This is a genomic window from Streptomyces sp. NPDC090798, assembly GCF_044768965.1.
In the GTDB taxonomy this organism is placed as follows: Bacteria; Actinomycetota; Actinomycetes; order Streptomycetales; family Streptomycetaceae; genus Streptomyces.
The window spans coordinates 328,761-355,574 of the sequence record NZ_JBIVXA010000005.1; the positions used below are offsets into that span (position 1 = coordinate 328,761).

The 26,814-nt window shown below is 71.7% G+C and carries 17 protein-coding genes; 12 read left to right on the forward strand and 5 right to left on the reverse strand.

The annotated features are described in order from the left end of the window. Nucleotides 1–36: 36 nt before the first annotated feature. The 5 genes from ACIQTP_RS14045 to ACIQTP_RS14065 form a co-directional block, all read right to left on the reverse strand. Entirely contained in the window at nucleotides 37–918 is an 882-nt protein-coding gene (locus tag ACIQTP_RS14045; RefSeq protein WP_403399581.1) for a carbohydrate ABC transporter permease, read from the reverse strand. Further along, nucleotides 915–1,877: a carbohydrate ABC transporter permease gene (locus tag ACIQTP_RS14050; protein WP_403399583.1), complete on the reverse strand. Its 963-nt coding sequence runs from the start codon at nucleotides 1,875–1,877 to the stop codon at nucleotides 915–917. Before ACIQTP_RS14050 ends, ACIQTP_RS14045 begins: the two co-directional genes overlap by 4 nt. A 29-nt stretch (nucleotides 1,878–1,906) precedes the next feature. Next, the gene (locus tag ACIQTP_RS14055) at nucleotides 1,907–3,169 is read right to left on the reverse strand and encodes an ABC transporter substrate-binding protein (protein WP_402038142.1); all 1,263 of its coding nucleotides are present in this window, start codon (nucleotides 3,167–3,169) and stop codon (nucleotides 1,907–1,909) included. Nucleotides 3,170–3,355: 186 nt separating this feature from the next. Beyond that, a complete protein-coding gene (locus ACIQTP_RS14060; RefSeq protein ID WP_403399585.1) occupies nucleotides 3,356–4,603 on the reverse strand; it encodes an ROK family protein in 1,248 nt (415 codons plus the stop codon). Nucleotides 4,604–4,709: 106 nt separating this feature from the next. Beyond that, nucleotides 4,710–5,960 (reverse strand): FAD-binding protein, encoded by a 1,251-nt coding sequence (locus ACIQTP_RS14065; protein ID WP_403399587.1) that lies wholly within the window; start codon nucleotides 5,958–5,960, stop codon nucleotides 4,710–4,712. A gap of 216 nt (nucleotides 5,961–6,176) precedes the next feature. On the opposite strand from ACIQTP_RS14065, the gene ACIQTP_RS14070 reads away from it, so the two are divergent. The 12 genes from ACIQTP_RS14070 to ACIQTP_RS14125 all read left to right on the forward strand — a co-directional run bounded on the left by ACIQTP_RS14070 (nucleotide 6,177) and on the right by ACIQTP_RS14125 (nucleotide 26,760). Beyond that, the gene (locus ACIQTP_RS14070) at nucleotides 6,177–7,184 is read left to right on the forward strand and encodes a hydroxyacid dehydrogenase (protein ID WP_403399589.1); all 1,008 of its coding nucleotides are present in this window, start codon (nucleotides 6,177–6,179) and stop codon (nucleotides 7,182–7,184) included. Nucleotides 7,185–8,008: 824 nt separating this feature from the next. After that, nucleotides 8,009–8,692, forward strand: coding sequence for a pyridoxamine 5'-phosphate oxidase family protein (locus tag ACIQTP_RS14075; protein WP_403399591.1), 684 nt, complete (start codon nucleotides 8,009–8,011; stop codon nucleotides 8,690–8,692). 82 nt (nucleotides 8,693–8,774) lie between these two features. Further along, the gene (locus ACIQTP_RS14080; RefSeq protein WP_403399593.1) at nucleotides 8,775–10,121 is read left to right on the forward strand and encodes a radical SAM protein; all 1,347 of its coding nucleotides are present in this window, start codon (nucleotides 8,775–8,777) and stop codon (nucleotides 10,119–10,121) included. A 280-nt stretch (nucleotides 10,122–10,401) separates the two neighbouring features. Continuing rightward, nucleotides 10,402–11,925 (forward strand): cellulose binding domain-containing protein, encoded by a 1,524-nt coding sequence (locus tag ACIQTP_RS14085; protein ID WP_403399595.1) that lies wholly within the window; start codon nucleotides 10,402–10,404, stop codon nucleotides 11,923–11,925. 395 nt (nucleotides 11,926–12,320) lie between these two features. After that, nucleotides 12,321–13,031 carry a Crp/Fnr family transcriptional regulator gene (locus ACIQTP_RS14090; protein WP_403399840.1) on the forward strand — a complete coding sequence of 237 codons (711 nt, stop codon included), beginning with the start codon at nucleotides 12,321–12,323 and terminating at the stop codon, nucleotides 13,029–13,031. Between the two features lie 113 nt (nucleotides 13,032–13,144). After that, on the forward strand, nucleotides 13,145–13,981 hold the full coding sequence (locus tag ACIQTP_RS14095) for a hypothetical protein (protein ID WP_403399596.1): 837 nt from the start codon (nucleotides 13,145–13,147) through the stop codon (nucleotides 13,979–13,981). Between the two features lie 5 nt (nucleotides 13,982–13,986). After that, entirely contained in the window at nucleotides 13,987–16,512 is a 2,526-nt protein-coding gene (locus ACIQTP_RS14100; protein WP_403399598.1) for a hypothetical protein, read from the forward strand. Next, nucleotides 16,505–17,602, forward strand: coding sequence for a hypothetical protein (locus ACIQTP_RS14105; protein ID WP_403399601.1), 1,098 nt, complete (start codon nucleotides 16,505–16,507; stop codon nucleotides 17,600–17,602). Before ACIQTP_RS14100 ends, ACIQTP_RS14105 begins: the two co-directional genes overlap by 8 nt. Beyond that, the gene (locus ACIQTP_RS14110; RefSeq protein ID WP_402038117.1) at nucleotides 17,599–18,147 is read left to right on the forward strand and encodes a Pycsar system effector family protein; all 549 of its coding nucleotides are present in this window, start codon (nucleotides 17,599–17,601) and stop codon (nucleotides 18,145–18,147) included. The genes ACIQTP_RS14105 and ACIQTP_RS14110 overlap by 4 nt, the downstream gene beginning before the upstream one ends. Nucleotides 18,148–18,246: 99 nt before the next feature. Then, nucleotides 18,247–20,520 (forward strand): VWA domain-containing protein, encoded by a 2,274-nt coding sequence (locus tag ACIQTP_RS14115; protein ID WP_403399603.1) that lies wholly within the window; start codon nucleotides 18,247–18,249, stop codon nucleotides 20,518–20,520. A 130-nt stretch (nucleotides 20,521–20,650) separates the two neighbouring features. Beyond that, entirely contained in the window at nucleotides 20,651–24,160 is a 3,510-nt protein-coding gene (locus ACIQTP_RS14120) for a tubulin-like doman-containing protein (RefSeq protein ID WP_403399604.1), read from the forward strand. Further along, nucleotides 24,157–26,760, forward strand: a complete 2,604-nt coding sequence (locus ACIQTP_RS14125; RefSeq protein WP_403399607.1) for a hypothetical protein — start codon at nucleotides 24,157–24,159, stop codon at nucleotides 26,758–26,760. Before ACIQTP_RS14120 ends, ACIQTP_RS14125 begins: the two co-directional genes overlap by 4 nt. Nucleotides 26,761–26,814 lie beyond the last annotated feature (54 nt).

A 26,814-nucleotide genomic window follows, 5' to 3' on the forward strand; every position in this document is an offset into this window, starting at 1 on the left:
CCTAGATCGTCCCTCGGTGCCCGTTGAGCCTGTCGATCAGCCCTTGATGCCCGTCTGCGCGACCCCCTGCACCAGCCAGCGCTGGAGGAAGAGGAACACGAACACCAGGGGCAGGATGGAAATGGCGGTGGCCATGAAGATCAGGTGGTAGTTGACGGTCTGGTTGGTCATGTACGAGGAGAGCGCGATCTGCACGGTCCAGGCGCTCGGGTCCTGGCCGATGACCAGCGGCCACAGGAAGGCGTTCCAGCCGCTGATGAAGGTGATGGTCGCGATCGCGGCGAAGAAGTGCAGGGAGTTCGGTACGACGATGCGCCAGTACGCGCCCCAGTGGCCGAGCCCGTCCACGCGCGCCGCCTCCTCCAACTCCTTGGGGAACCCCAGGAAGTACTGCCGGAAGAGGAAGCAGGCGAAACCACTGAAGAGCACCGGAATGACGAGCCCCCGGTAACTGTCCACCCAGCCCAGCGAGGAGACCAGCACGAAGCTCGGGACGAAGGTGACGGCGGGTGGCACCATCAGGGTCCCCAGGACCATGTAGAAGACCTTGTTGGCGTGCTTGTACGGGATACGGGCCAGGCCGTAGCCGGCGAGCGAGCAGACCAGCAGGGTGCCGACGGTGATCAGGACGGCGACGACCGCCGAGTTGAACAGGGACCGGCCGAAGTCGACCGTCGTGTCGTGGAACAGCTCGGTGACGTTGCTCCACTGGGGGTTCGAGGGGAAGAACTTCCAGTTCTCGCCGGTGATCTCGGGGTCCGTCGACAGCGCGTTGCGGACGATCAGATAGAAGGGGACCAGGAAGAGCAGGGCGGCGACGCCGATGGAGACGTACAGGCCGGTGTTGCCGATGACGCTGCCGCGCCTGATGCGGCGCGGCTTGTCGACCGGAGCAGCCGGAGGCACGGTGGCGGTCACTTGTCGTCACCCCTTCCGAAGCCCAGGAACCTGCCCTGCGCGAGTGTCACGACGAGGATCAGCAGGGTGAGGATCACCGCGCCCGCGCTGCCCTCGCCGTAGTCCTGGCTCTCGCCGAGCGCGGTGTAGTACAGCTCGACGAGCGGCGGCCGGCCCCAGGTCGTCTTCGCCAGCAGGTTGAAGAACTCGTCGAAGGCCTGGTAGGCGGCGATGACCAGCAGCAGGATCACCGCGGTCGAAGTGGCCCGCAGCTGCGGCAGGGTGATGTGGCGGAAGGTCTGCCAGCCAGGCCTGGCGCCGTCGATGGCGGCGGCCTCGTACAGCTCGGGCGGGATGTTCTGCAGCGCCGCGAGGAACAGGATCATGTAGAAACCGGCCTGCAGCCACAGCCGCAACGTCACGATGACCAGCCAGTACCAGGGCGGATCGGGGTTGGCGAGCCAGGCGATGTTCTCGACGCCGAACCAGCCGAGGACCGTGTTCATCAGGCCGAAGCGGACCCCGCTGAACATCGACATCTTCCAGATCAGCGCGGCGGCGACATAACTGCACGCGGTCGGCAGGAAGAAGACGGACCGGAAGAACGCCTTCATGAAACGCAGCCGGTTCACCAGCAGAGCGAGGCCGAGCGACAGCGCCCAGGTGGCGGGCACGATGAACGCGGCGAACACGGTGAAGGTGATGAGCGAGCCGGTGAACTTGCTGTCCTGAAGCATCTGCCAGTAGTTGTCGAACCCGACGAACGTGCTCGGCGTCACCGTGAAGCGCGCCTCGAAGAAGCTCAGCCAGAGGCTCCAGCCGATCGGCACATAGACGAAGACCGTCAGGCCGATGAGGAAGGGGCTCGTGAAGAGCCAGAAGTTGAAGGTGCTGCTGCCGCGCAGCTCCCGCCGCGGCCTGGCCGGTGAGGCCTTGGCCGAGGCGGGGCGCGCGACACCGCGCGTGGTGGTGGTCGACATGTCGAAACCCGTCCGTCGGTCTCCGCCGGCTATCCGAAGAGCTTCTTGAGTTCGCGGTTGACGGTGGTGTCGGCCTGGTCGAGCGAGGCCTCCGGGTCACCGTTCTTGCGGACGCTGTTGGCGAAGACGTCCTCCAGCGCGGTGATCATGGCCTGGGTCCAGCCGATGTTGTCGAAGTGCCCGAAGTCGTTGAAGAGCTTGACGCCCTCAGCGGGCAGGCCTGTCTTGAGCTTGGTGGCGGACGCGGCGATCGAGGTGCGCGGCGGGATGTGGAAGCCGTACGACAGCGCGAAGTCCTCCTGGTACTTCTTCTGCTCGATCCACAGCCACTGCACGTACTCCTTGGCCAGGTCGACGTTCTTGCCCTTGGCGTTGACGAACATCGACCAGCCGCCGTTGTAGACCGACTGCTTGCCGGAGTCCGTGACCTTCGGGAAGGGGAAGATCCCGAGGTCGTCGCCGAGCGCCTTCTGCATGACCGGCATGGCCCACATACCGCAGAACTGGATGGGGGTCAGACCCTGCACGATCGCGGAGGGGTCCCAGTAGTCGGTCGGAGCGTCCAGGAGCAGATGGCCGCTGGTGAACAGCGTGCGCATCTTCTTGATGCCCTCCTTGACGCCCTCCGTGTGGTACGCGATCTGGTTCTTCGCGTCGAGGGTGTCGGCGCCGGCCGACCAGATCATCGGGCTGATGACCGCGTGCAGGTCATTGCCGATGAACAGGCCCTTGACCTTCCCGGTGGTGAGCTTCGCCGCGGCCTCGATCAGCTCGTCCAGCGTGGTCGGCGGCTGGATCTTCGCCTTCTCCAGCACGGACTTGCGGTAGAAGAAGAACTGCGGGTCGTCGATCATCCGGACGCCGTATGTCTTCCCGTCCACCGTGTGCGAGGCGATGTCGGCCGGGTTGAAGTCGGACTTGACCGGATCGATGATGTCGCTCAGGTCCGCCACCTGACCGCTCCTGATGAGCTGGATCTGCGGGTGGAACTCGAACACGTCGGGGGCGTTGTCGGTGAGCAACGAGGAGAAGAGCTTGCTCTCGTAGTCCGCGCTGGTGATCCACTGCGTGTTCACCGCGGCCTTGTCGTAGCCCTTCGCGTACCGCTTGAGGGCGTCCTCGACGCCGGCCTCCCCGTACGCGTGGAAGTACTGCTTGACGGACTTGCCCGAACTCCCGCCCCCGGAGCGCCCGTTGTTGCTTCCGCACGCGGCCAGCGGTCCCAGCGCGGCCAGTCCCGCGGCGGCTCGCAGAACGGATCGACGGTCCCAGCTGCTGCTCATTGCCGACATGGTGACGTCCTTGTCTCTTGTACGGCTGCGGCTCCAAATCGCTGTGCGGTGCGGGACGCTAACCTTCCGTTAAGGCTTCGGCAAGGGGTTGGACGAAGTATGTTCGAAGTGTTGTTCATGGTTCGGTGGGTCGAACGTGGGTGTGGGCAGGGTGAGTTGGTGGATCGCCGACCGACGGCCCGGGGTCTAGAGGGCGGCGCGGCGCGGGACGGTCCTGCCGCCGGCGGGCTTCTGGCCCACCGAGTTCAGGGCGCCCTCCAGGGCGAAGGTCGCGGCGCCCAGGCAGACCGGGTCGGTGGGGATGGGGGAGAGGACGATCTCGGTGGCGGCCAGCGGCCGCCGCAGCGCGTGCCGGGCGACGGCCTCGCGCACCTCGCGCAGCAGCGGCTCGCCGAGTGTGGCGGCCACCCAGCTGCTGAGCACGACGACTTCGGGGTTGAGGAGGTTGATCAGGTCCGCGATGCTCGCGCCGAGATAGCGGGCGGTGTCCCGGACGACCTGGAGCGCCACCGGGTCGCCGGCGCCGACCCCGCGGGACAGGGCGTCGATGGTGGCGGTCTGGTCGTCGGCATGCAGTAGCGGACTGTCCGGGCTCGACTCCCGCAGGTTCCGCATGATTCCGGGCGCCCCGACGTACGTCTCCACGCAGCCGTGGTTGCCGCAGTGGCACGGCCGCCCGTCCAGCACCAGCGTCGTATGGCCCCACTCGCCCGCGCTGTTGCTCACCCCGCGGTGCAGCCCGCCGCCGAGCGCGAGCCCGGCGCCGACCCCCGTGCCCAGGTTGACGACGACGGCGTCCCCGCGACCGCGGGCCGCGCCGAACCACAGCTCGGCGACCGCGCAGGCGCGCAGCGGGTTGTCGAGGTACAGGGGGTAGGCGATGTGCTCGGCGAGCAGGTCGAGCAGCGGCACGTCGTGCCAGTCCCAGTTCGGCGCGTACTCGGAGATGCCGGTGTCGCGGTCCACCTGGCCCGGCACGCTGACCCCGACGCCCAGGACGCGCGCGCCCTCGATCCCGGCCTGTGCGACCACCGAGCCGACGGCCGCGGCGACATGCCCGACGACCTGCTCCGGGCGGCTCTCGCCGGGGCGCATGTCCTCGGCGGCGCGGGCGAGCACGTTCAGCGCGAGGTCGAACAGCTCCACGCGGACGTACGTCTCCGCGATGTCGACACCGATCAACGCGCCCCCCGACGCGTTGACGGCCATGAGTCCCCGGGGGCGGCCCCCCGCGGAGTCCTCGAACCCGACCTCGGTCAGCATCCCGAGGTCGAGCAGTTCACCGACGAGCGTGGCGACCGTGGCCAGGCTCAGCCCGGTGGCCGCCGTCAACTCCTGTCGTGAGGTGGGGGACGCGGCGATGATCTGACGCAGTACCTCGTAGCGGTTCGCGGTGCGGATGTCGCGCGATGTCCGCTTCGCCTGCTTTGCCACCTCGGTCCTCCGTACCGCACAGCTCGGTCCTCCGTACTGCACAGCGGGGCTCGGCGGTCCCGGCGCGGCGTCAGGCTATGGCCTGGCGAGGATGTTCGACAAGGGGTTAGGAAAGGGGGTGAAGAAAGTCCCGCACGAAGGTGTTGGTGAACTTGCCCGCCGGGTCCATGGTTTCGGCCAGGGTCCTGAAGTCGTCCAGTCGCGGGTAGCGCCCGCGCAGCACCTCCCCGGGCGTGGTGAACACCTTGCCCCAGTGCGGCCGGGGGTCGAACGGCTCCAGTGCCTCCTCGACCCGGCGCACCACCGGCAGGACGGCCGCCGTGTCCTCGACCCAGGTGAAGTGCAGGGCCACGGTGTCCCGACCGTAGGCGGGGCTCAGCCACTGCCGGTCGGCGGCCACCGTGCGTACCTCGCAGATCTGGAGCAGCGGCGCGATGTGCTCGCGGATCGCGTCGAGGGCGTGCAGCGCCGCGAGCGCGTGCGGGCGCGGCAGCAGGTACTCCGACTGAAGCTCGGCCCCGCTGCTCGGGGTGAACTCCGCCCGGAAGTGCGGCAGCCGCTCGTGCCACGGTCCGGGCACTCCGAACTGCTGGGTGCAGTTCTCGGCGGGCATGCCCGGCACGGGGTGCATCGCCTCGGTGGCGGGCGCGGCCCAGGGGAAGTCGGGCAGCGGCCGGTCGGTGTGGCGCTTGAGCCACACCTGCCGGAAGCCCGGACGCCCCCAGTCGGTGAAGAGACTCACGCTGTACGCCGTCGCCGCCACCGTCTCGAAGTCGAGCCCCGCTAGGGGGAGTTCGGTGAAGACGTGCTGGCTCACCTCGAAGTCAGGTTCCAGGTCGAGGGTGAGGGCGGTGACGACACCGAGTGCGCCGAGGGAGGTCACGGCGCCGTCGAAGCGGGTGTCGTCGCGGCCGACGGTGACGGTCGAGCCGTCCGCCGTGACGATCTCGACCTCGCGCACGGCTGAGGCGAGGGAGCCGTTCGTGACGCCCGAGCCGTGGGTGCCGGTCGCCACCGAGCCCGCCACGGAGATGTGCGGGAGGGAGGCCATGTTGTGCAGGGCGAACCCGTGTCCGTGCACCTGGCGGGCCAGTTCGGCGTACCGGACGCCGCCCGCGACCCGAACCGTACGGGCGGTCGAGTCGACGTCCACGGTCGGGGGCAGCGCGGTGAGCGAGACCAGTACGCCGTCGTCGCCGGGCTCGGCGATCTCGTTGAACGAGTGCCCGCTGCCGAGGACACGGATGCGTGCGCTCTCCGCGACGAGCGCCGCGAGGGCGTCGTGCGTGCGCGGGCGGTGCAGTTCCTTGGCGGTGTACGTGATGTTGCCGGCCCAGTTGGTCAGGGTTTCTGTCATCCCTGTCGTCCCTCCCCGGGAAGTCGCCGTGCGCGGCCGTGCGGTGGCCACTGCTGGAAACTACCTCGGGGGTTCGTCGGCCCGGTGTCCCGGCCCCGGCCAGGCTCATCGTGCCGGTCCCCCGCACGGCGTCTGTCGCGTGAGGGGGGCCGCGATTACCGTAGAGAGCGCTTGCTGATATCGCGTCCGTAGTCACCGAGCCGGAGGGTTGACTCCTTGCCCGAGCGTCCCGTGGCGATGTTCGCCATGTCCGCCGAGAACGTGCCGCAGATCTTCCCGCCCGAGATCATGGCCCGACTGTGCGAGGTCGTGGACATCGATCCCGCGCTGGTGGCCGAGGACTTCGCGGAAGGTCGTGTCCGCGAGGCGCTCGCCGGGACCGAGATCCTGATCACCGGCTGGGGCTGCCCGCGGCTGGACGCGGCCGCGCTGGACGCGGCGCCGAAACTGCGTGCCGTGCTGCATTCCGCGGGCTCGGTGAAGGGTTTCACCACGCCGGCGGTCTGGGACCGCGGCCTGCTGGTGTCGTCGGCCGCCGTTGCCAACGCGGTGCCCGTCGCCGAATACACCCTCGCCATGATCCTCCTCGCCGGCAAGGACCTCTTCGCCCACCGCGACCGTCTACGCGCGCGGCGCTCACCGTCCGGCTGGGCCCTCGTTCCCGGCATCGGCAACTACGGCCGCCGTGTGGGCGTCATCGGGGCGTCCCGCATCGGCCGCCGCGTGATCGAACTGCTGCGCCCCTTCGATCTCAGGGTGAGCCTCACCGACCCGTACGTCGACGAGGCCGGGGCGGCCGAGCTGGGGGTTTTGCTCCTCCCGCTCGACGACCTGCTCGCCACCAGCGACATCGTCACCGTCCACGCGCCCCAGATCCCCGAGACGCGGCACCTGATCGGCCGCCGCGAGCTGGGGCTGATGCCGGCCGGGTCGGTCCTCATCAACACCGCGCGGGGTTCGCTCCTCGACCACGACGCGCTGATCGAGGAGCTGCGGGCCGAGCGGTTGAGCGCGATCCTCGACGTCACCGAGCCCGAGCCGCTGCCGGCCGACTCCCCGCTCTACGACCTTTCCAACGCCTTCATCACCCCCCACCTCGCCGGCTCCCAGGGCAACGAACTCACCCGCCTGGGCCTCACGGTCCTTTCGGAGGCGGAGCGGGTCGCTGCGGGGGAGGGGGTGGAGTTCGGGGTGGACGTGGGGGTGTTGGAACGGGGGGCGTGACGCGGCGGCCGGCTTTCCTCGCCCCCGCCGCCCCTACCCACCCCATCCCCCGGGGCTGCGCCCCCGGCCCCCCACCCGGGGCTGCGCCTCCCTGCCTCCCGCCCGGGGTTGTGCCTCTGGCCCCCCGCCCGGGGTTGTGCCCCTGGCCCCTCCCCGCCTGGGGCTGCGCCTCCCGGCCCTCCGCTCGGGGCTCCGCCCCTGGGCCCCTGTCCGGGGTTGTGCCCCTGGCTTCCCGTCTGGGGTTGTGTCTCCGGCCCCCCGTCTGGGGTTGTGTCTCCGGCCCCCGTCAGGGGTTGCGCCCCTGGCCCTCCCGTCGGGGGCTCCGCCCCCAGTCCCCCGCTAGGGGATGTGCCCCTGGCCCCTCCCCGCTCGGGGCTGCGCCTCCCTGCCTCCCGCCCGGGGTTGTGCCCCTGGCTCCTCCCCACCCGGGGTAGCGCCTCCCGGCCCTCCGCTCGGGGCTCCGCCCCTGGGCCCCTGTCCGGGGCTGCGCCCCTGGCCTCCCGCCAGGGGTTATGCCTTCGGCCTCCCGTCCGGGTCTGTGCTCCCGGCCGCCGTCCGGGGTTGCGCCCCCGGCCGCCGTCCGGGGTTGCGCCCCCGGCCTCCCGTCCGGGGTTGCGCCCCCGGCCTCCCGTCCGGGGCTGCGCCCTCGGCCCCCGCTCGGGGCTGCGCCCCGGCCCCGGGTCGGGGCTCGGTGAGGGAGGGTGGGGAAGGGGGGCAGGGACGTGGGTGTGGATGGGTGCGGATTTCGTTGTTGTGGGCTATGTGTGAGACTGAATTCGTTGAGATGCTGTCCCGGGTGTGCTGCATCAGTAGTCTGGCGTGTCATGGTGCATGAATCTCGGGCTTCCCTCCCCTCTCTCCTCTCGGAGACCGATCTCACCCGTCACCGCCGCCTGCGCGAGCAAGGCCGTCTTGAGCGGGCCGATCTGGACGCCGTTCTCGACGCCGGGTTCGTCTGTCATCTCGGGGTGGTTGTCGAGGGGCGGCCGCTCGTTGTGCCGACCGTGTACGGGCGGGACGAGTGGACGTTGTACGTACACGGATCGGTGGCCAGCCGGAGTCTGGCGGCCGGGGCGCCGGTCTGTGTCACCGTCACGCACGTCGACGGCCTCGTGCTCGCACGGTCCGTCTTCGAGCACGGCGTGAACTACCGGAGCGCGATGATCCACGGCGCACCGCGCAAGGTCACCGATCCAGAAGAGAAGGCCGCCGGGCTGCGGTGCCTCACCGAGCACGCCACACCCGGCCAGTGGGACTACGCCCGTCGGCCCACCCGCAAGGAACTCGCCGCGACGACCCTGCTCGCGCTCTCCCTCGACGAGGCCTCGGTGAAGATCCGTACGGGCGCCCCCGACGACGGCGACGGACCCGACGCCGCCCTCGGACTCTGGGCCGGGACCCTGCCGCTCACGACCACCTGGGGCGCGCCCGAGCCCGACCCGGCGCTGCCGCCGGACGTGGCTCCTCCCGTGCACATCGCACGCCGCGAGGGGACCCGGCACGGCTGACGCACAGGCAGGGGCATACCGTGAGGAGTCGAGCACGGAGACTTGAACGAGTCGGGAACGGGTCGGGAGCGAGGAGAACGGGATGGTCGGCAGCCGCACCGCGTTGGTCGAGGATCTGATGGAGCGGTTCCCGCACGTACCGCGGGAGGCCGTCTTCAAGGAGGACCTGCTCCGCGGAGGTATGGCCTTCGACGAGTCGGCGCTCTCCGACAACGAGGACGGTGACGTCAAGCCGAAGTCGTACTTCATCTTCTCCTTCGACCACGGCACCCTGCCCGAGCTCGGCGAGGCCGCGCTGCGACGCCCGCCCGAGGAGATCATCCTCACAGGTGGGCCGTACGACCTGCGGCGGACCGTGGTGTCCGTGCGGGTCAACCCCGCCTCGCCCTATCGCGTCGCCGCGGACGACGAAGGCATGCTCGGGCTCTACCTCGACGGGAAGCGGATCGCCGACGTCGGTGTGCCGCCCATGCCCGAGTACTACCGGCACACGCTCTCCAACGGGAAGTCCGTGATGGAGGTCGCCCCGACCATCCAGTGGGGCTACCTGATCTACCTCACCGTCTTCCGCGTCTGCCAGTACTTCGGCGCCAAGGAGGAGTGCCAGTACTGCGACATCAACCACAACTGGCGCCAGCACAAGGCGGCGGGGCGCCCGTACACCGGGGTGAAGGACGTCGAGGAGGTCCTCGAAGCCCTGGAGATCATCGACCGGTACGACACGGCGAAGGCCTCCACCGCGTACACCCTCACCGGCGGCGCGATCACCTCGAAACTGCAGGGACGCGACGAGGCCGACTTCTACGGGCACTACGCCAAGGCCATTGAGGAGCGCTTCCCGGGGCGTTGGATCGGCAAGGTCGTCGCGCAGGCGCTGCCGCGCGACGACGTACAGCGGTTCAAGGACTACGGGGTGCAGATCTACCACCCCAACTACGAGGTGTGGGACCGGCGGCTCTTCGAGCTGTACTGCCCGGGCAAGGAGCGTTACGTCGGCCGCGACGAGTGGCACAAGCGCATCCTCGACTCCGCGGAGGTCTTCGGCGCGCGCAACGTGATCCCCAACTTCGTGGCGGGCGTGGAGATGGCGGAGCCGTTCGGCTTCACGACCGTCGACGAGGCCATCGCCTCCACCACCGAGGGGCTGCGCTTCTTCATGTCGCACGGCATCACGCCCCGCTTCACCACCTGGTGCCCGGAGCCCACGACCCCGCTCGGCAAGGCCAACCCCCAGGGCGCGCCGCTGGAGTACCACATCCGGCTGCTGGAGGCCTACCGTTCGACCATGGAGGACTTCGGGCTGTCCTCCCCGCCCGGATACGGGCCGCCCGGACCCGGCCACGCGGTCTTCTCGGTGAGCTCCTTCATGGACAGCCTCCCGGCGCGGGAACCCGCGGTGGCGGAAGCGGCCGGACCGAAGGTTCCGTAGAACCTCTTAGAAGTCGACCGCGATCGAGACGTATCGGCCTCCCTTCCGTATCACCTTCCACAGGGCGGGAGGGAGGTTGCGCGCGCCCGCACGAACGGTGCCGCAACCGCTTGCCACGCTAATTGAATACCTCGCTTGTCAGTTGTGTGGAAAGCGTGAAAGGCTCGGGCCCCGTCGTTGAGACGGCATCAACTCCCTTGTACGGAGCGTGAGTTGACGGTCACGTTGTTCAGACGTTTGTAGACGTTGCACCTGGAAGCAGTTGATGCAGGAGCCCCCCATGCCCGACCTGCCGACCCCCCAGAACGCCACCGAGGCCGCGCTGCTCTCGGAGTGCTGGGACGCGGTCCTGTCCTACGCCGATCTGTGCACGTCCGGTTCGGCCGCGGCGACGCAGCTGGCGACCGAGGCGTTCACACACGGCATCGACGAACTGCGCGCCGCCACCGCGGCATCGAAGAGTACCGGTACCGGGCGCAGGGTGCTCAGGCTGCCCCGCATTCCGCTGCTGCTGGCCTCGGTCCGTACCGTGGCCGCCGCCTGGGAGACGAACGGGCTCGGCCATCGGCTCGACCCCGACCTGCGCCTGTGGCTCCACTCCGACAAGGCCGCCCGCTACGTCGGACCGCCGCTGCACCGCCCGCTCGCGCTGCGCGGCCTCAGGGACATGCAGGAGCCGGACGCCGTTCTGCTGTGGCTGGCCGAGGTCGAGTCGCTGCCGCTGTCCGCGGTGGCCCGGCGGCTCGGTCTCGATCCGGCGGCCGCGTCCTCCGAACTCGCCCAGGTGCGGGCGCTGTTCCGGGACCGCTGCCACCGCAACCACATCGACACGCCGATGGACGCCTACTGCCGCAGTTACGCACGGCTCCTCGACGCGGTCACCCGCTCACCCACCGCCGAGACGCCCGAGGACCTCTCCCGGCACCTGGCGCGCTGCGTCGAGTGCGCGGAGGCCGCCGCCTGTCTGCGGCTGCACGGCGGCGGGCTGCCCGCGGCGCTCTCCAGCGGTGTGATCGGCTGGGGCGGCCTCGCGTATCTCGAACGGCGGCGCCGGGCCGCCGAGGCCGGCATGATCGGCGGACGCACGGACGCGGCGGTCGACACGGGGCTGAACGAGGGCAAGCCGGTCCGGCCCCGGATCGGCCGGACCGGGATCCTCGTCACGGCCGTCCTCGTGTCCGCACTGGCGCTCACGGTCTCGCTGATGCCCTTCGGCGGCTCGAAGGGCGCAGACGCGAGCGCCGCGCAGAGCGAGTCGACGGACGGGCAGTCCGTGGCGGACCCGGGTCCCTCCTTCCCCTCGGGCTCGGGATCGGATGCGGGGTCAGGGGCGGGGTCGGAGACTGGGACGGGGACGACGGGCTCGCCCGCGGTGGCGGACTCGACCTCGCGTCCGGCGGGCAACTCCGATCAGGAGGCCCAGGGTGAGTCCTCGTCGCCCGCCAAGAAGCAGGGCGGGGCGAAGGGCTCCACGAAGAGCGCCCCGCCGGACTGCCGGGTGAAGTACGAGATCGTCAGCGAGTGGCCGGACGGCTTCCAGGCCTCCGTCACCGTCACCTCCACCAAGGCCCTCGCCACATGGAGCCTCGGCTGGACCTTCAAGGACGGCCAGCGCGTGGGCCAGATGTGGGACGGCACCTTCATCCAGGACGGCTCCCATGTCACGGCCACCGCCGCCGACTACAACAAGACCGTCGCCGCGAACGGCACCGTCACCTTCGGCTTCATCGGTTCCTGGACCGGCTCCAACTCGGCCGCGCGCGACTTCACCCTCAACACGGCCAGTTGCGCGACCGCCGGCTGAGCATCCGGCCGACCCGTGTGACGCGCGAAGAGGCCGACGCCGTCCCCTCACCCCGTCACCACCGCGCCAGCACCCCTTTGGCGGCGGAAACCTGATTTTTCGCCAAGTCCGCCGCCCCGGCCGGTTCCCCACATCGACGGGACCGGCCGTGGGAGCGCCGGTCCTGACCTCAAGGTCGTCGGTGGGGCGGAAGCCGGGGCGGACGGTTCGGCCGCGGTCACCAGTGGTGGGAGCGTCACGAGGGGACGACACCCCCCGGGCGACCCACCTGGCACTTCGGCACTTACCGACCAGTACTGCCGATCTGGCGTAATTCACTCGCCTCAATGCTTCGCTCTGCCACCATCAACGCCTCTGAAAAGTCAGGCGGCATGATTGCGGCGGGGGGCGTGGCCATGGGGCTGCTCGGCAATGAGCTGGCTTTCGCGCGCGCCCTGACCGCTCAGGAGCGCGAGAGCGTGATGGCTCTCGGCAGCCGGAAGCATTACGCGGCCGATGCCCATCTTCTGACGGAAGGTGACCGGTCCAGTCACGTCCTGATCATCATTCAGGGCTGGGTGACCGTCTCCGTGGCGACGGACCGGGGTGCCACCCGGCTGATACTCGGGCTGCGCGGTCCCGGTGAACTGCTCGGCGAGATGGCCGCCCTGGACCCGCATCCCCGCAGCGCCACCGTGCGCGCGCTGGGTCCTACCGAGACCCAGGTCATATCCGGGGACGCGTTCCGCCGTTTCCTCGCCCTGCACCCCCGCGTCAGCGGTCTGGTGATACGCCAGCTCACCTTCCGGCTGCGCAGCGCCGACCAGGAGCGGTCCGCGCTCGCCTCGCTCACCGTGCTGCAACGGCTGGCCAGCCGGCTCACCGAACTGTCGAGAGCCGAGCCCTCCGGCCCCTACAACCCGGCCGTACCGGGCGCCACGCGCACGGGCACCGTCGTCCAGCTGGCCCAGGACGAACTGGCCGCCACCATCGGAGCCACCCGGGAAGCCGTCGCCAAGGCACTGAAGCTGCTGCGCACCCAACATGTCGTGCGCACCGGCAACCGGATAGTGGAGATCCTCGACCCCGAGCTGCTCACCCTCCTCGCGGACGGTCATCAGGAGTAGACCCACGCCTTGTCGTAACTCACGCCTCGTCGTGTGTAAACGGCTACAGACGGCCTACGTCCCGGGCCCGACGCTGAGGGGGACGGCAAGCGGAGAGAACAAGGGGGCACGGGGTGGACCACGACGCGATGGATCTCACCGAAGCACGCTACGAGTTGGTGATCAGCGTCGACGCCCGGCGTTCCGGGGAGTACGACGACGTCGACAAGCAGCGCATGCGCGAGCGGATCTACCGGGTGCTGGAAGCGGCTTTCACCCACGCCAAGGTGGCGCGGGACGCCGTACACATGGAGGACCGCGGCGACGGTGTGCTGCTGTCGGTCACCGGCCGGATCGCGGTGACCCGGCTGCTGGGCCTGTGGATGGTCGAGGTGCACGAGAACCTGCGGGACGAGAACCGCGGCCTGCGCGTTCCCCTCGGGCTTCGGGTGGGCATGCACGTCGGGCCTGTCCGGCACGACGGCCGGGGCATCAGCGGGCGCGCGGTCGACCTCGCCTGCCGGCTGGCCGACTCGCCCCTCGCAAGGCGGCTGCTGGAGGCCGAGCGGGCCGATCTGGTGCTGGTGACCTCCCAGTCGCTCTACGAGGACGTGGTCAGCAGCGGCGGCAAGTTCATCGAGCCCGCCCACTACTCCGCCGCCCGCCTGGACCTCAAGGAGGGCGAGGTCACCGCCTGGTTCCACCTTCCCGGCCGACCCGCTCCCGAGATCCCCGCCGCCGCACCGGCAGCACCTGACGCCGACCGTGCCGATGACGTCGACGACACCCGTGGTGGCAGTGACGCCCGTGACGTCGACGAAACCCGTGGCGTCGACGACGAGGACCGTGCCGACGGCCCCGGCGCCCGGTACACCGTCCACGGCGACATGTCGCAGCACAGCGACAACGTCTACCAGCAGCCCGTGCACATCGGGCGGATCACCGGCGACGCCGGCCGACGGAAGGGCTGATCGCGGTGACCGACGATCAGCAGGCGGGCGGCGCCGCCGAGCCCGTACCCCAGAAGGGGGCCGACGCCCGTTCGCCCGAGGTCGACGGGAAGGCCAGGAACGACCCGCCGCCCCGTGCGGACGAGGGCAAGGCCGACGGCGACGAGGGGGCCGCCGGGAACGACGCCCCGGAAGAGGGCGACGACAAGAAGGACCAGAAGAAGAAGCAGGAGGAGGAACGCGAGCGCGCCGCGGGGCGGTTCAAGGAGCACACCCGCGACCCGCTCGCCGAGGAGCAGGGCGAGGACGGGACCACCGACCTCGCCGCCGCCTCGCGCGCCCGCCGCGCCACCCGGATGCTGTTCGACACCGGCCGGGACCTGAACAGCTTCGACCGCTCGTACTTCCACAGCGCCCACATCGGCGACATCCACCTGCGGATGGACGCCCGCCACTCCGGTGCGGGGATGCGCAGCGGACCCGTACCCGACGAGGAACTGCGCAGGCTCCGCCGCGTCCATGTGGAACCGCAGGGATACGTACAACTGCGCAAGGCCCTCCACACCCGTCGGCTGCTGGTGCTCGGCGCCGCCCCCGGCACCGGACGCACCAGCACCGCACTCTCGCTCCTCGACGAGCTCACCGGCCCCGCGGCGGACGCCACCGGGACGGAGCCCGGGACCGGATCCCGGGTGCGCCGGGTCGGTCCGGACGGTGGGGTAAGGAAGTTGGCGGGCTCCCTGGCCGGCGAGGGAGAGGAGGCGCGGCGCGCCACCGGGTACCTGCTGGAGCTCTCCCTCACCGGGCCCGGTGTGCTGCCCCCGGACGAGATGGATCTCGACGGGCTCGCCGCGGCCCTGGCCCGGTGCGAGTCGTACGCGGTGGTCGTCGTCACGGTCGGGTCGGCGGCCAACCCGCTGCTGGCCGGGCGGTACGGCAGGCTCTGTCCGCCCGCGCCCACCCAGGAACTGCTCACCACCCGGTTACGGGAGCGGTTGGAGGAGTATGTCGCCGCCGCCCCCGACGGCGGTGTCCGGCTGGAGGAGCTGCTCGCCGGGGCGGAGGAACTGGCGGTCCGCCAGGACGTCAAGGACGCGGTCGGGCTGGAGGATCTGCGGCCCGCCGAGGCCGAGTTGCTCGCCTCGCTGCTGGCCGGACACCAGCTGGGGGAGGTCTCCCGGGACGAGCTGCTGGCCGGTTGCCGGAGCCTCGCCGCCGACCAGGCCCAGGAGTGGTTCGCCGGAGTGGACCGGGCGCTGACGGCGCCGCCCGCCGAGCCGGAGGGCGGCGCGGCACGGCCGGGTACGGCGGCCCTGTTCCACCCGGTGGCGTTCCGTATCGCGCTCGCCGTACTGGGCGGCGCCTCGCACAGCGCCGTGGCCGCCGCCGCCCATCTGCTGACCTGGGAACTGTCCGTACAGTGCGATCCGGACCACACCCCGGCCCGCCCGCTGTTCTGCGACGACCCGGAAGCCGATCTCGCTCTCTCACGTGCCGAACTGACCGACGGGCGGCTCGAGGTGGCCGGGACCGAGGTTCCGGCCCGGCTGATCTGGTACCGGGGTTCCGCCCTGCCCTCCGCGGTGCTGACCGAGATCTGGGACCGGCACTTCGCCGTCCGGGCACCGATCGTGCGCTGGCTGCGGCTGCTCGCGGACGATCCCCGCCCCCAGGTGTGGATGCGCGCCGCGGTGGCCGCCGGAGAGCTGTGCGCACGGGACTTCGACCACGGATACGCGGAGCTGATCCGGCCGCTCGCCGAGGCGGCCACGCCCCGCCGGAGGATCTTCGCGGCCACCACGCTGGACCAGGCGGCCGGTCACGCGTCGCACCGCAAGGCGGTGCGCAAGCTGGTCGACGACTGGAGCAGGTACGGGACGAAGTCGCTGCGCTGGACCGCGGCGATGGCGCTGGGCTACGGGAACGCCGCGGACACGACGGAAGACGCCCTGGACGCCCTGGCCCGGATCGGGGTCCGCGACGACGGGGAGCAGTTGGCTGTCGCCTCGTTCAACGCCGTACGGCTGTTGGCCCTCCCGGACGGTGCCAAGGTGCTGCGGCGGATGGCCGACTGGACCCACCACAAGCGCGAGGCGTACCAGGACCTCGGTCTGGTGACCACCGTCCGGCTCGCCCTGACCTCGGTGGACGAGGTGCTGTCCGACGAGCCCGACTCCCCGCTGGCCGACCGCGCCGACTGGCCGCTGCCGCTCGCCCTCGCTGTCACCCGCCCCGAACTCGTGCTCCCCATGGCCGACTTGATGTGGAGCGCGCTGAACACGGCGCGGTCGAAGGACGTGGCCCTTGACGCGCTGGAGTCCCTGCTGCGTTCGGCGGTGCGCAAGGACGGCGCTGAAGGAACCCGGCCGGGGCTGGCGGCGCTGCTGCCCGCGCTGGCGACCGAGGAGAACGACCGACGGCGGCTGGACTGGCTCCTGCGCCGAATGATGAACGATCCGGAGAATCCGCTCCCCGACGCTTCTGCGCGCTCCCTGTGGTGGCTCGCCGTCCCGCCGCGGGAGAGGACGGGCGAGGAGGACAGCCATGGCTGAGGACCAGGACGCGAGGGCGAAGGCGAGGGAGCGGCTGAGGGCGCGGAAGGCGGCCGCGGGGCCCGCGGGTCCCTTCCTGCGGGAGTACGCGCCGACGGGCGGGTTCCCACAGGTGAGCGCCCAGAAGGCCTCGGTGCTGTTCTACCGCAACGGCGGCTACAGCGTGGTCACCGTCTCCGGCGTCCAGCACGTCGACAAGCGGGCGCTGGCCCGGCCGTACACCGTCTGCGAGATCGCGCTCGGCACCTACGTGACGACGCTTCAGATGGAGCTGCCGGCCGCCGGCGGCACCACCTTCTTCAAGGCCGAGGTGGACATCCACTGGACGGTGACCGACCCCCATCTGGCCGCCACCGAGGTCGTCACCGACGTCGCCCAGCGGCTCACCGCCCCGGTGCTGGAGCGACTGCGCGAGGTGTCCTCGGCCTACCGGGTGACCCAGGCCGAACAGGCCGACCGCGCCATCACCCTGGAGTGTGCCGGCGGGCGCTGGGCCGAGCTGGGCACCGAACTCGGCCTGCGGGTGCGGCTGTACGTCCGCCTGCGGGTGGACGACCGGACGATCGAGCACATGGACGGCATCCGGGACGCGCACGCCTCGGCCGAGGTGACCCGGGTGCATCAGGCCGCGTTCCGCAAGATGCTGCAGGGCGGCGAGCTGGAACAGCTCAGCTACATGCTGGCGGCCGAGCCCGAGGCGGCCAAGGACTTCCTGGAGAAGATCCGCCAGGAAGGGCGGCAGGACGAGAAGGAACGCGTCGACCGGCTCTTCGCCATGGTCGCCAGCGGCCAGATCCAGTCCAACGACATGGAGACACAGGCCCTGAACCTCCTCAACCAGGGCCGCCACCCCCTCCAGGGGCCCATCGGCTCGCTGCCCGCCCGCCGCGAGACCCCGCAGCTGGCTCCGGCCGCCGACGGGCCGTTCACCCCGGACTGGGTGGCGGACGAGCCGCCCTCCCGGGCGGACCGGGGGTCACGCGCGAGAGAGCCCTACCCGGGCGACCCCCAGGACGCCGAACCCGAACCGCCACGCCGCCGCGCACGCTCCCGGGACGACGGATGGTCCTGGGCGGAGGAGGACCGGTGACCGGCGACGGCCCGGCGCGCACCTCCTGCGACCCGGTCGGGCCCGTGCCGGACGGGGGTCCGCACGGGTCCGACCGGGGGGAGCGCATCGCCGAACGACTGCTGAGCACGGTCAGGGAGGACCTCGGCCGGGCCGACGCGAAGGCGGCCGTACTGCTCTCAGGAACGCTGGCGCTGCCCGCGTTCCTGATCGGGCGGCACGGACCGCCCGACTGGCGCGGGCTCGCCGACGTGACGCTGATCCTCGCGAGCGTGCTCTGGGTGATCGCGGTGACCGCGCTGGTCGGGGCGCTCATGCCGCGCACCCGCACGGTCCGCGGCCGGGACGGGGTGACGTACTTCGGCGACCTGCTGGCCCCCCGCGACCTCGCGGGGCTGGCCGCCGACGTCACCGACGCCGGACGCGATCCCGCCGGATGGCTGCTCGTCCAGGCCGTGGACGTCAGCTCGATCCTGTCCGCCAAGTACCGCGCCATCCGCTGGGGAGTGGGCTCGCTCGCCCCTTCGACGGCGCTGGCCCTGGCCTGGAGCCTGACCGCCCGCTGACACGCGGCACAGCACGTACACGACACAGAGACGAACCAAGAAAGCAGGGGGACGGCCGTGGGAAGAGTCAGGGGAAGAGGGCGGACAGGAAAGGGGCGGGTGCGCCGCGCCGCGGTCGGCGCGCTCGGCGGTATGTCGGTGCTCGTGTCGCTGCTGGCACCCGCCGGTCATGATCCGGTGCCGGCGGCGGATTCCGAACCCGCCTTCCCGGCGGTCAACTACTCCATCGCCGTGGACGAGTCCGCGAGCCTCGCGCCCGAGGACATGAAGGCCGAGAAGGCCGCCGCCGCACGCATCGCGCTCGGCGACGTCTCCTCGTCCTCCCACGCCACCGTCTTCGGCTTCGCCGCCGCCGAGTCCGACGCCCAGCGCGCGGTGGACCCGGTGTGCCCGCGCACCACGCTGGACGCGGCGGGCCGCGAGACGATCGGCACCTGTGTGGGCAAGCTGCGCAGCCGCACGAAGACCGAGGGCACCGGCACCGACTTCCCGAGCGCGATACGCCAGGGAGTCCACGACCTCACCACCGGCACCGACCCCTCGCAGCCCCGCGTGCTGTTCCTCCTCACCGACGGGAAGCTGGACGTCCAGGACAGCCCCAAGTACGGCGACCCCGCGCACCGCAAGGACGAGGGCGAACGGCAGCTGACGCAGGAGCTCGAGAACGCCGCCGCCCAGCACGTACAGATCTGGCCGCTCGGCTTCGGATCCGATCCGGACAAGGCGCAGCTCGACCGGATGGCCGCCGGTGGGTACCAGAAGGGCTGCGTCGAACTGCCCTCCGCCCGTCCGAGCGCGGGCAAGGTCTCCGGGGCCAAGGACGTCGGCCCCATGCTGGAGAAGATCTTCGCGGCCGCCCACTGCCTGCGCCACGAACAGGGCCCCAGCAAACGGCCGCCCGCCACCCTGGAGATCGGCATCTCGCCGCTGGCGACCGTGGGCAGCATCGTCGTCGACAAGGGCGACCCCCAGGTGAAGATCACCTACCTCGACCCCAACGGCCACCAGGTCCCCACCACGGGGACGTACCGCAAGTCGAGCTTCGAGCTGGCGGGCGGCAGCGGCACCGTAGAGGCGCTGAAGATCGTCGACCCGGTGCCCGGCACCTGGCGTGTGAAGGCCGAGGCCCCGGAGGGCCACCGCTCCCTGCCCGTCGCCGTCAGCGTGCTGTGGCAGGGCGAGTTGCGCGGCGCCATCACCATGGACCCGCCGTCCCCGCAGGCCGGCGACAAGGTCACGGTGACCATGCGCCTGCAGACCCGCGAGGGCTACGAGATCAAGGACGCGCGCGACTACGAGGGGCTGCGCGTCCGCAGCGAACTGACCGGCGACGGTTTCGACCCGCTGGCGCTGAGCCTCACCGACGACGGCCAGGGGCCCGACTCCAAGGCGAGCGACGGCTCCTTCACCGGTTCCGTCGAGATCCCCAAGAGCGCCGACGGGGCACTCAAGGTGAGCGGCACGCTGACGGCCTCGGGTCTGAGCGCCGACACCCGCAGTGAGGGCGGCCAGATCGCGCCCGGCACACTGCCCGTCACCACCGCGCTCGAACTGCCCGCCGCGAACACCCACCCCGGCTCCACCGTCACCGCCACGCTGGCCGTCCACAACACCAGCGACACCCCGCACACCCTGCGGCTGTCCGTCGCCGACCTCAAGTCCGGCCTGCTCACGGTCACCCCGGCCGAGATCCAGGTGAAACCCGGCGAGTCCGGCACCCGGAAGGTCACGGTCGAGGTCGCCCCCCGCGACGTCTTCGGCGACCGCCTCGGCGACGGCGGACTGCGACTCGGCGGCACCGTCACGGTCGTCGACACCACCGACCACGAACGGACGCTGGTGCGCACCCCGCTCTCGGTGCGGGTGACACCCGAGCCGGGCATCTGGGCGAAGTACTGGTGGGCGTTCGTGTCCGCCGCCGCACTGATCGCGCTGGCCACCGTGGCCGTCCTCGCCTGGCTGCGCCAGCGCCGCACCCGCAGGGACCCGTTCGGCCTGGTGCTGCGGCTGGTCTCCGCGGAGGGCGACGTCCTCGGGGAGCACCTCGCCGGACACGGACACAAGCAGTGGTACGAGTTCGCCGTCGTCGAACCCCACCGCAGCCCGCGCATCGAGCGGCGCGCCCACGGCCCGTACGCCGTCCAGCGCAGTCCCGAGGGCGGAGCGGTCCTGCGCAAGCGCGGCGGCGGCCGTACCCCGCTGCCCGCCCGCGGCCAGGTCCAGCTGACCGACACGCTGAGCCTGGCCCTCGGCGAGGACACCCGCGCCTCGAAGGTCCGCCGACCGCGGCCCTCCGCGCGGACGACCGCGGGCTCCACCACCTCCGCGACCGGTACCGGCGAGAGCGGGAGCTCGTACGGGTCGTACCTGTGACGCCAGGGGGCGGGCCGAGGCGCCACCGGGCCGCCCCCCACGCACCGCAGCGCGGCCGTGCCGCGCGCACTCCACGGACGTACCGAGCACGAACCGGCCGCCACGACGGCCGCAAGCGGGGAGGAACCCCATGAAGATCTTCCAGCCGATGCTCTTCGTCGGCCTGGGCGGCACCGGTGGCCTGGTCGGCGCCGAACTCGAACGCAAGCTGCGCGCCGAACTGTGCGGGCCGGACGGCGTCGCGCTCAGCCACCTCAGCGGACACGCCCCCTACCAGCTGCCCGACTGCCTCCAGTTCGTCTACGCGGACTACAGCGAGTCCGACCTCCAGCGGCTGCCCCAGTTCAACGTGGACCCCTCGCTGCGGGCCGCGTACGCCCGTACCTCCCGGGCCACCCACAACCTGCTGCCGAACTTCGACGCGTCACCCGAACTGACCAAGATGCTCCGGGCGAGCCTGCGCGACGAGGTCGCCGACTGGCTGCCGCCGCGCATCGACGAGCCGAAGGTCACCCCGCTGCACAACGGCGCGGGCCAACTGCCCACCGTCGGCCGCGCCGCCCTGTTCGCCACACTCCGGCACAGCCTCGCCCCGGTCCTCGAGCCGCTGCTCCAGGCGATCGACGCGATCGCCAAGTCGGCCGGTGAACTGGCCGAGCTCGGCGGCGGCAAGGTCAACGGCTGCGACGTGTTCGTCGCCTTCTCGGTGGCCGGCGGCACCGGCGCCGGGATCTTCCTGGACTATCTGCACCTGATCAACCACGCCTTCCAGCTGCGCCGCTTCGACGGCGTGAAGATCTACCCGCTGGTCGTGATGCCGTCCTCGTTCTCCTCGGCGGGCGGCGGCGGACGGGAGGCGGAGCTCAACGCGGCCCGTGCGCTGGTCGACCTGTTCCGGCTGGTCGACGCGCAGAACGCGCCGAGCGAGGGAACGGAGATCGGCGACCTGGACCTCGACCTCGACTCCGGGCTCGGCATCCGCTACCCGGGCACGACACCGATCCGCCTGCGCACCGGCATCCTGCCCACCGCCTTCCTGTTCAGCCCGACCGCAGGCATCCGCCAGGACGACCTGCGCCGCTCCATCGTCTCCCTGGTGATGTCGCTGATCGGCACCGAACTGGGCGACAGCCGCCCCAGGGGCCGGGCGACAGCGACCGACGACGACTTCCAGACCTTCGCCGCGAGCTTCATCAACCGGGGCGTGCACCGCAGCGCCGTGTCCCCCACCGGCATCGGCCGGCAGGGCGTCTCCACCAGCCTGGTGGCCTCCATGACCGCCCCTATGGACCAACTGGCCGACCTGGTGGCGGGCCGGCTGCTGCGGGAGGCGGTCACCGACCTCGTGGAGCGGCCCCGTACCGCGCTGCGCGACAACGCGGTGCCGCTGATCCGGCAGCTGTTCGCCGACTCCCACCTCGAAGAGCTGTGGGAACGGGCGCAGTTGGCCGTCCCGGAACCCGATCCGCTGCCGCGTGGCGGCAAGGCCATCGAGCAGGCGCTCGGCGAACGGCTCACGGACATGCAGCGGCTGCTGTCCGACCTCCAGTCCGTCGCCGACCGCCAGGCCGCCTCGATGGCCGACCGTTTCGCCCCGCGCCCCGCCATCGACAAACTCCTCCAGAGCGTGGATCCCTTCCTCGCCGAACGCGTCGTCAGAGGCGTCCAGGACAGCGACGAACCGATCGCCCGGCTCGGCTTCCTCGGCATGCTCGACAGCCGCTCTCGCGCCCCCCAGCGCCCGCCGGGCGTGACCGATCAGCCGCCCAAGACGCCCAGGATCAAGGGCCGGCTGGCCGGCATGTCACCGGCCCGCTGGGGCGACGACGACGTGCAGGCCGCGCTCCAGGAGCAGGACCTCTGGTACCAGTGGCGCAGCCGGACCGTGTGGCACGAGGCCTGGCGGGAACAGCAACAGCAGTGGCAGCCCCCGGCGGCTACCGCCGGGGCCGACCTCGGACGGCTGGTCAACGCCTTCCGCAAACACTCCGACCAGGAACGCAAGATCTCTCAGCAGAAGGGCCTCGAACTGTACGAGGACCGCACCGGGATCTCGTATCTGCTGCCGCCGCAGCGCACCCTCAACCACTTCTACGAGGACGTGGTCACCCGGCTGATCCGCCGGGAGGGAATGCGCGAGAACGACGACGAGGCCGCGCTGCTGCTCAGGATGATCGACGGGGACACCTGGCGCGAGGTCCACACACTCAGCCGCCGCAATCCGGACAACGCGGTCGCGGTCGTCAAGGCCCAGCTGGAGGGCCGTATCACCCGGCTGTTCGCGGAGAGCGGCGAACACCTGGAGGAACGCCCGCTGTTGCCGGCCATGGGCACCCTGCTGGCCGCCGCGGCGGGCGACGCGGACGCCGCCGACCAGGTCAGCAAGGAGGCGCTCGACCTGTTCGGCCGCAAGCTGACCGGGCTGCTGCCGGTGGGCTTCACCCCGGAGGGCACCGGACCGCTGCGGGTTCTCGTCACCCACCCGCGCGTGCAGGCCGTGGAGGAGGTGCAGGAGTACCTCGGCAAGGCGCTGCGGCTGCCGTCCGACGCCAAGAACTCCGTGGAGTACCGGGGAGTGGAGAGCGACTCCGTCACCGTGGTCCTCTTCCGCAGCGAGATGAGCCTCACCCAGGTGCCCGAAGCCCGCAAGGTGCTGCGCCAGTGGGCCAGGGCGAAGGACTCCGAGCAGGCCCAGGACGTACTGCGCTGGCGGCAGCGGCTCGGCTACCGGGACAGCTGGATGGTCAGCAGCGAGGAGGACCGCCGCGTCATCCTGCACCGGCTGCTGTGCTGCATGTGGAACGGCCAGGTCGACGTGGTGGACGGCGACCCGGCGTCGCCGGAGCGGCTGAGGCTGCGGCTGTTCCCCGAGAAGGGCGCCCATGTGCCCGGCGTCCGGCTGCGGCTGGGGGACTTCCCCGGCGGGGTGTCGAGCTGGGCGGAGCTGCTGCGGTCGTACGAACGCTGGACCGTCCTCGACGACGAACGGACCGTGGAGGACTACTGCCGCGAACTGATGGGGGCTCAGCCGCTCGGTCTCGCCAGGAGCGCGAGCGAACCTCATCCGCTCTTCGTCGAGCTCGTCGAGAAGACCGCCCCGCGTCAGCTGGAACTGCTGGCCGACCGCCGCGAGCGCGGCGGCGAGCGGGTCGAGGGATGGGTGCGCCCGCTGTGGGAGTTCTGGGCGAAGACACTGCCGGCCGCGCTGGACACCGAGTTCGGGGACCAGCGCGCCGTCCAGCCGACGCTGCGCACGCTGCTGGAGCACGTACGCGGCGCAGCTCCCGCGCCGCGCGTCCGCAAGGAGTTCCCCGAACCCCGGCGTGCCGTGCCCGATGACGACGACTGGGGCACCGCACCGCGCGCCTCCTTCGACACGTACCCGAGCGGCACCGAGGAACGTCCGCACCGCGCGTCCGTGGACGACTACGACGACGGGTACGACGCCGACCGCACCGACCGCACCGACTGTGCCGACCGCACCGACCGGGGTGATCGGGGTGACCGCGTCAACGGGCGCTCCGGCGGCGCCGGCCGGCCCTCGGTGCCCTGGGACGAGCCCGGTGACCCCGGCCCGTACGGCGACGACGGCCAGCGCGAACGCTCCCGCCGCAACCCCTGGGACGGTGACCCGGAGTGAAGACGTCCGAAGACCTCGGCACCGTCATCCAGCTGGACCTGCGCAGCGGCGCGGCGGAACTCGACACCGCCAAGGCCCTGCGGGCCGGCGTCGCCCGGCAGTTGGGCCGGGCCGGGCTGCCCGAACCCGACGACCCGCTGTTCCTGGTGGTCGACACCCCGGCCGGGCTGACCGACCACCAGCGGCAGTACGAACTGCTCACCGCCTACCGGGCCGTGGGCGAGGTCAGGATCCTGGTCCTGCTGGTGGGCAGCGCACCCGGTTCGTACGCGGGCAAGGACGAGGCCTTCCAGCCCGACAGGCGCCTCGTGCGGCCCGCGGTGCTGCGGGCCTCGGGCACCGCCCTGCTGTGGGCGGGCGATCTGCGTTCCGCGCGCACGGCGCTGGAACAGCCCGAGCCCGACGCCCCGGAGGCGCTCGCCGTCCTTGTGGACGTGCTGTCGGTCCCGGACGTCTACCTGAAGGTCCTCGACGGCCTCGGGGCGCTGCCGGACGCCGTCGCCGCGCCCGGTGTGCGGCTGCTGGAGCAGGACCTGCCCCTTGAGGTGCGCGACCGGGCCTGGCGCGACGCGCTCCTCAGGTTCGCGGGCGAGGACACCGAACTCGCCCCCGACCTGCTGGTGACCGCCTCCTCCGGCGCCGATCTGCCGGAGCCGCTGCGGAGTCTGGTGGCGGGCCGGGGCGGCCGTGACCAACGGCACCGGGAGCCGGGCGGCGTGGCGGACAGCACATACGCCGCCTGTGCCCAGGCCCTCGACTACGCCGAGGACGCGCTGGCCCAACTGCGTTCCCTGCCCGGGCTGTTGCGGGCCTCCCGCAGGCAGGCGTTCGAGGCGGACCTCGACCAGGCGCACCAGGCGCTCGGCGAGTACCGGGACCTCGTCGGCACGGCCCTGCGCGGCGGCGGCTCCGGTACGGCGCCGTCCGCCGCCGAGACGGCGGCCCGGCTCGGGGCCCTCGGTCTGCGGGTGCCCTCGGCCGAGGGCATGGGGGAGCGGATCGGCGAGGGCCTGCGGGAGTTCGCCGGAAAACTGCTCGGACAGGGGCTCGCCCTGCGGTCCGTGGCCCAGCGCTTCACCGGGCTGGCCGGGCGGGTGGAGCCCGTACCGGGTTCGGCACTGGTGCGCAAACTCGCCGACCACTCCACCGAAGCGGTGTCCCGGCGGCCCGCCGTGGGGAACGGCACCGCGGCCACGGGGCGCGGCGCGCTGCCCGCGGCGGCCGTGGCGGGGCTGCTCGGCGCCCTGTGGCGGGGGCCCCTGGCGGCGCTGGCGATCGCCGTCCCGCTGATCTTCCTCGCGGTGGCGCTGCTCGGCGCGTCCAGGCTGCGGGGCGCGGGAGGCACCGGCCGCTGGGGCTGGGGCCCCCGAGCCGCGGCACTCGGCGGCGCCGCGGCCGGTGTGGCGATGGCGTACGCGCTCGAATCCCCGCTCTGGCTGAGCGCCGTCTGTCTCCTGGCGGGCCTCGGTGTCGCGGTGGAGACGGCACGCAGGCTGTGGCGCGCCGCGATCGACTCCTGGGCGGCCTTCCACGCCACCGCCGCGCTGCGCAAGGCCCTGGGCGGGCTCGACGCGCTGCTGGCCGAGGCGGTCCGTGAGCACTGGGCCGTCGAGGAACGCCTGCACTGCGCCGACGCCGCCCGGTCCGTCGCCGGCATGCTGCGGGCGACGGCCGCCGCCGCGGCCGCCGAAGCGGTGCCCGAGCCCGAACGGCCCACGGTCACCGGCGCGTCCGGCCCCGAGCCGCTCGACGCGGACGACTGGCTGACCAGCGCCTCGGCCCTGGAGACGGACGCGTTCGCGCTGTCCGACGACGGGGACAGCGACTGGGCGAGCGCGTACGCCTGGCAGGACGGGGCTTCCTGGAGCGAGCCCGACGAGCGGGGCGAGCCGGGCGCGCGCGGCGGGTTCGCGGAGTCCGCAGGGCCCGCCGCCCCGTGGGCGGACCGCACCGCGGGGGTGCCGCGTTGGCTGGACCGCGAGAACGGTGAGGGCGGACCGGAGCTGGTCGCCGCCCTGGCCGGTGATCTGACGGACGCCGCCATGGTGGCGATGGAGCCCTACTGGGGTGCCGTCGAGCGCGGCCAGGCCGGCGCCCTCGCCGTCCGGCGCACCGAGGAACGGGTCCGCGACCTGCTCTCGACGGCCCGCCGCCACCTCCAGCACAACGGCGTACTGGCCCCGCCCCCGTTCGCCGCCGACCACCGCACCCGGGCCGGCTCGGCGAACCTGCTGGGCACCGACCCGCGCCGGGTGGCCGACCTGGTCGGCACGGAGGCGGACCGGCAGGCCGTGGTCCAACTCTCCTCACCCGAACAGGGAACGCTGCTCAGCCGGGACCCGGCGGCCGCGGTGTGGATCAGGTTCGCGCCGCAGGCCGTGCGCGACGAGGTCGAGAAGACCTGGCGGACCACCGGCTGCGTACCGCCGGAGCAGACGCTGTGGACCTCCTCGGGACGCTACGCCGGCCTGGTCCGGCTCACCCCGCTGCGGATGGGCGTGGTGGACACCGTCCGCTCCCGCCAGAACTCCCCGGCCGACGGCCTCGACCCGTACGACAGCGCGGACGCCTACGACCGTGAGGACGGCGACAGCTGGTGACCCGCACCCCGCATCCCGGCCCGGCGCACCCGTACGACCGAGAGGACGGCAACC

Excerpts from the sequence above, each read along its gene's own strand:
- ACIQTP_RS14055 (WP_402038142.1), bottom strand. The coding sequence starts at position 3,169 with ATGTCGGCAATGAGCAGCAGCTGGGACCGTCGATCCGTTCTGCGAGCC.
- ACIQTP_RS14105 (WP_403399601.1), top strand. The coding sequence starts at position 16,505 with ATGGCTGAGGACCAGGACGCGAGGGCGAAGGCGAGGGAGCGGCTGAGG.
- ACIQTP_RS14050 (WP_403399583.1), bottom strand. The coding sequence starts at position 1,877 with ATGTCGACCACCACCACGCGCGGTGTCGCGCGCCCCGCCTCGGCCAAG.
- ACIQTP_RS14080 (WP_403399593.1), top strand. The coding sequence starts at position 8,775 with ATGGTCGGCAGCCGCACCGCGTTGGTCGAGGATCTGATGGAGCGGTTC.
- ACIQTP_RS14085 (WP_403399595.1), top strand. The coding sequence starts at position 10,402 with ATGCCCGACCTGCCGACCCCCCAGAACGCCACCGAGGCCGCGCTGCTC.
- ACIQTP_RS14065 (WP_403399587.1), bottom strand. The coding sequence starts at position 5,960 with ATGACAGAAACCCTGACCAACTGGGCCGGCAACATCACGTACACCGCC.
- ACIQTP_RS14090 (WP_403399840.1), top strand. The coding sequence starts at position 12,321 with ATGGGGCTGCTCGGCAATGAGCTGGCTTTCGCGCGCGCCCTGACCGCT.
- ACIQTP_RS14075 (WP_403399591.1), top strand. The coding sequence starts at position 8,009 with ATGGTGCATGAATCTCGGGCTTCCCTCCCCTCTCTCCTCTCGGAGACC.
- ACIQTP_RS14120 (WP_403399604.1), top strand. The coding sequence starts at position 20,651 with ATGAAGATCTTCCAGCCGATGCTCTTCGTCGGCCTGGGCGGCACCGGT.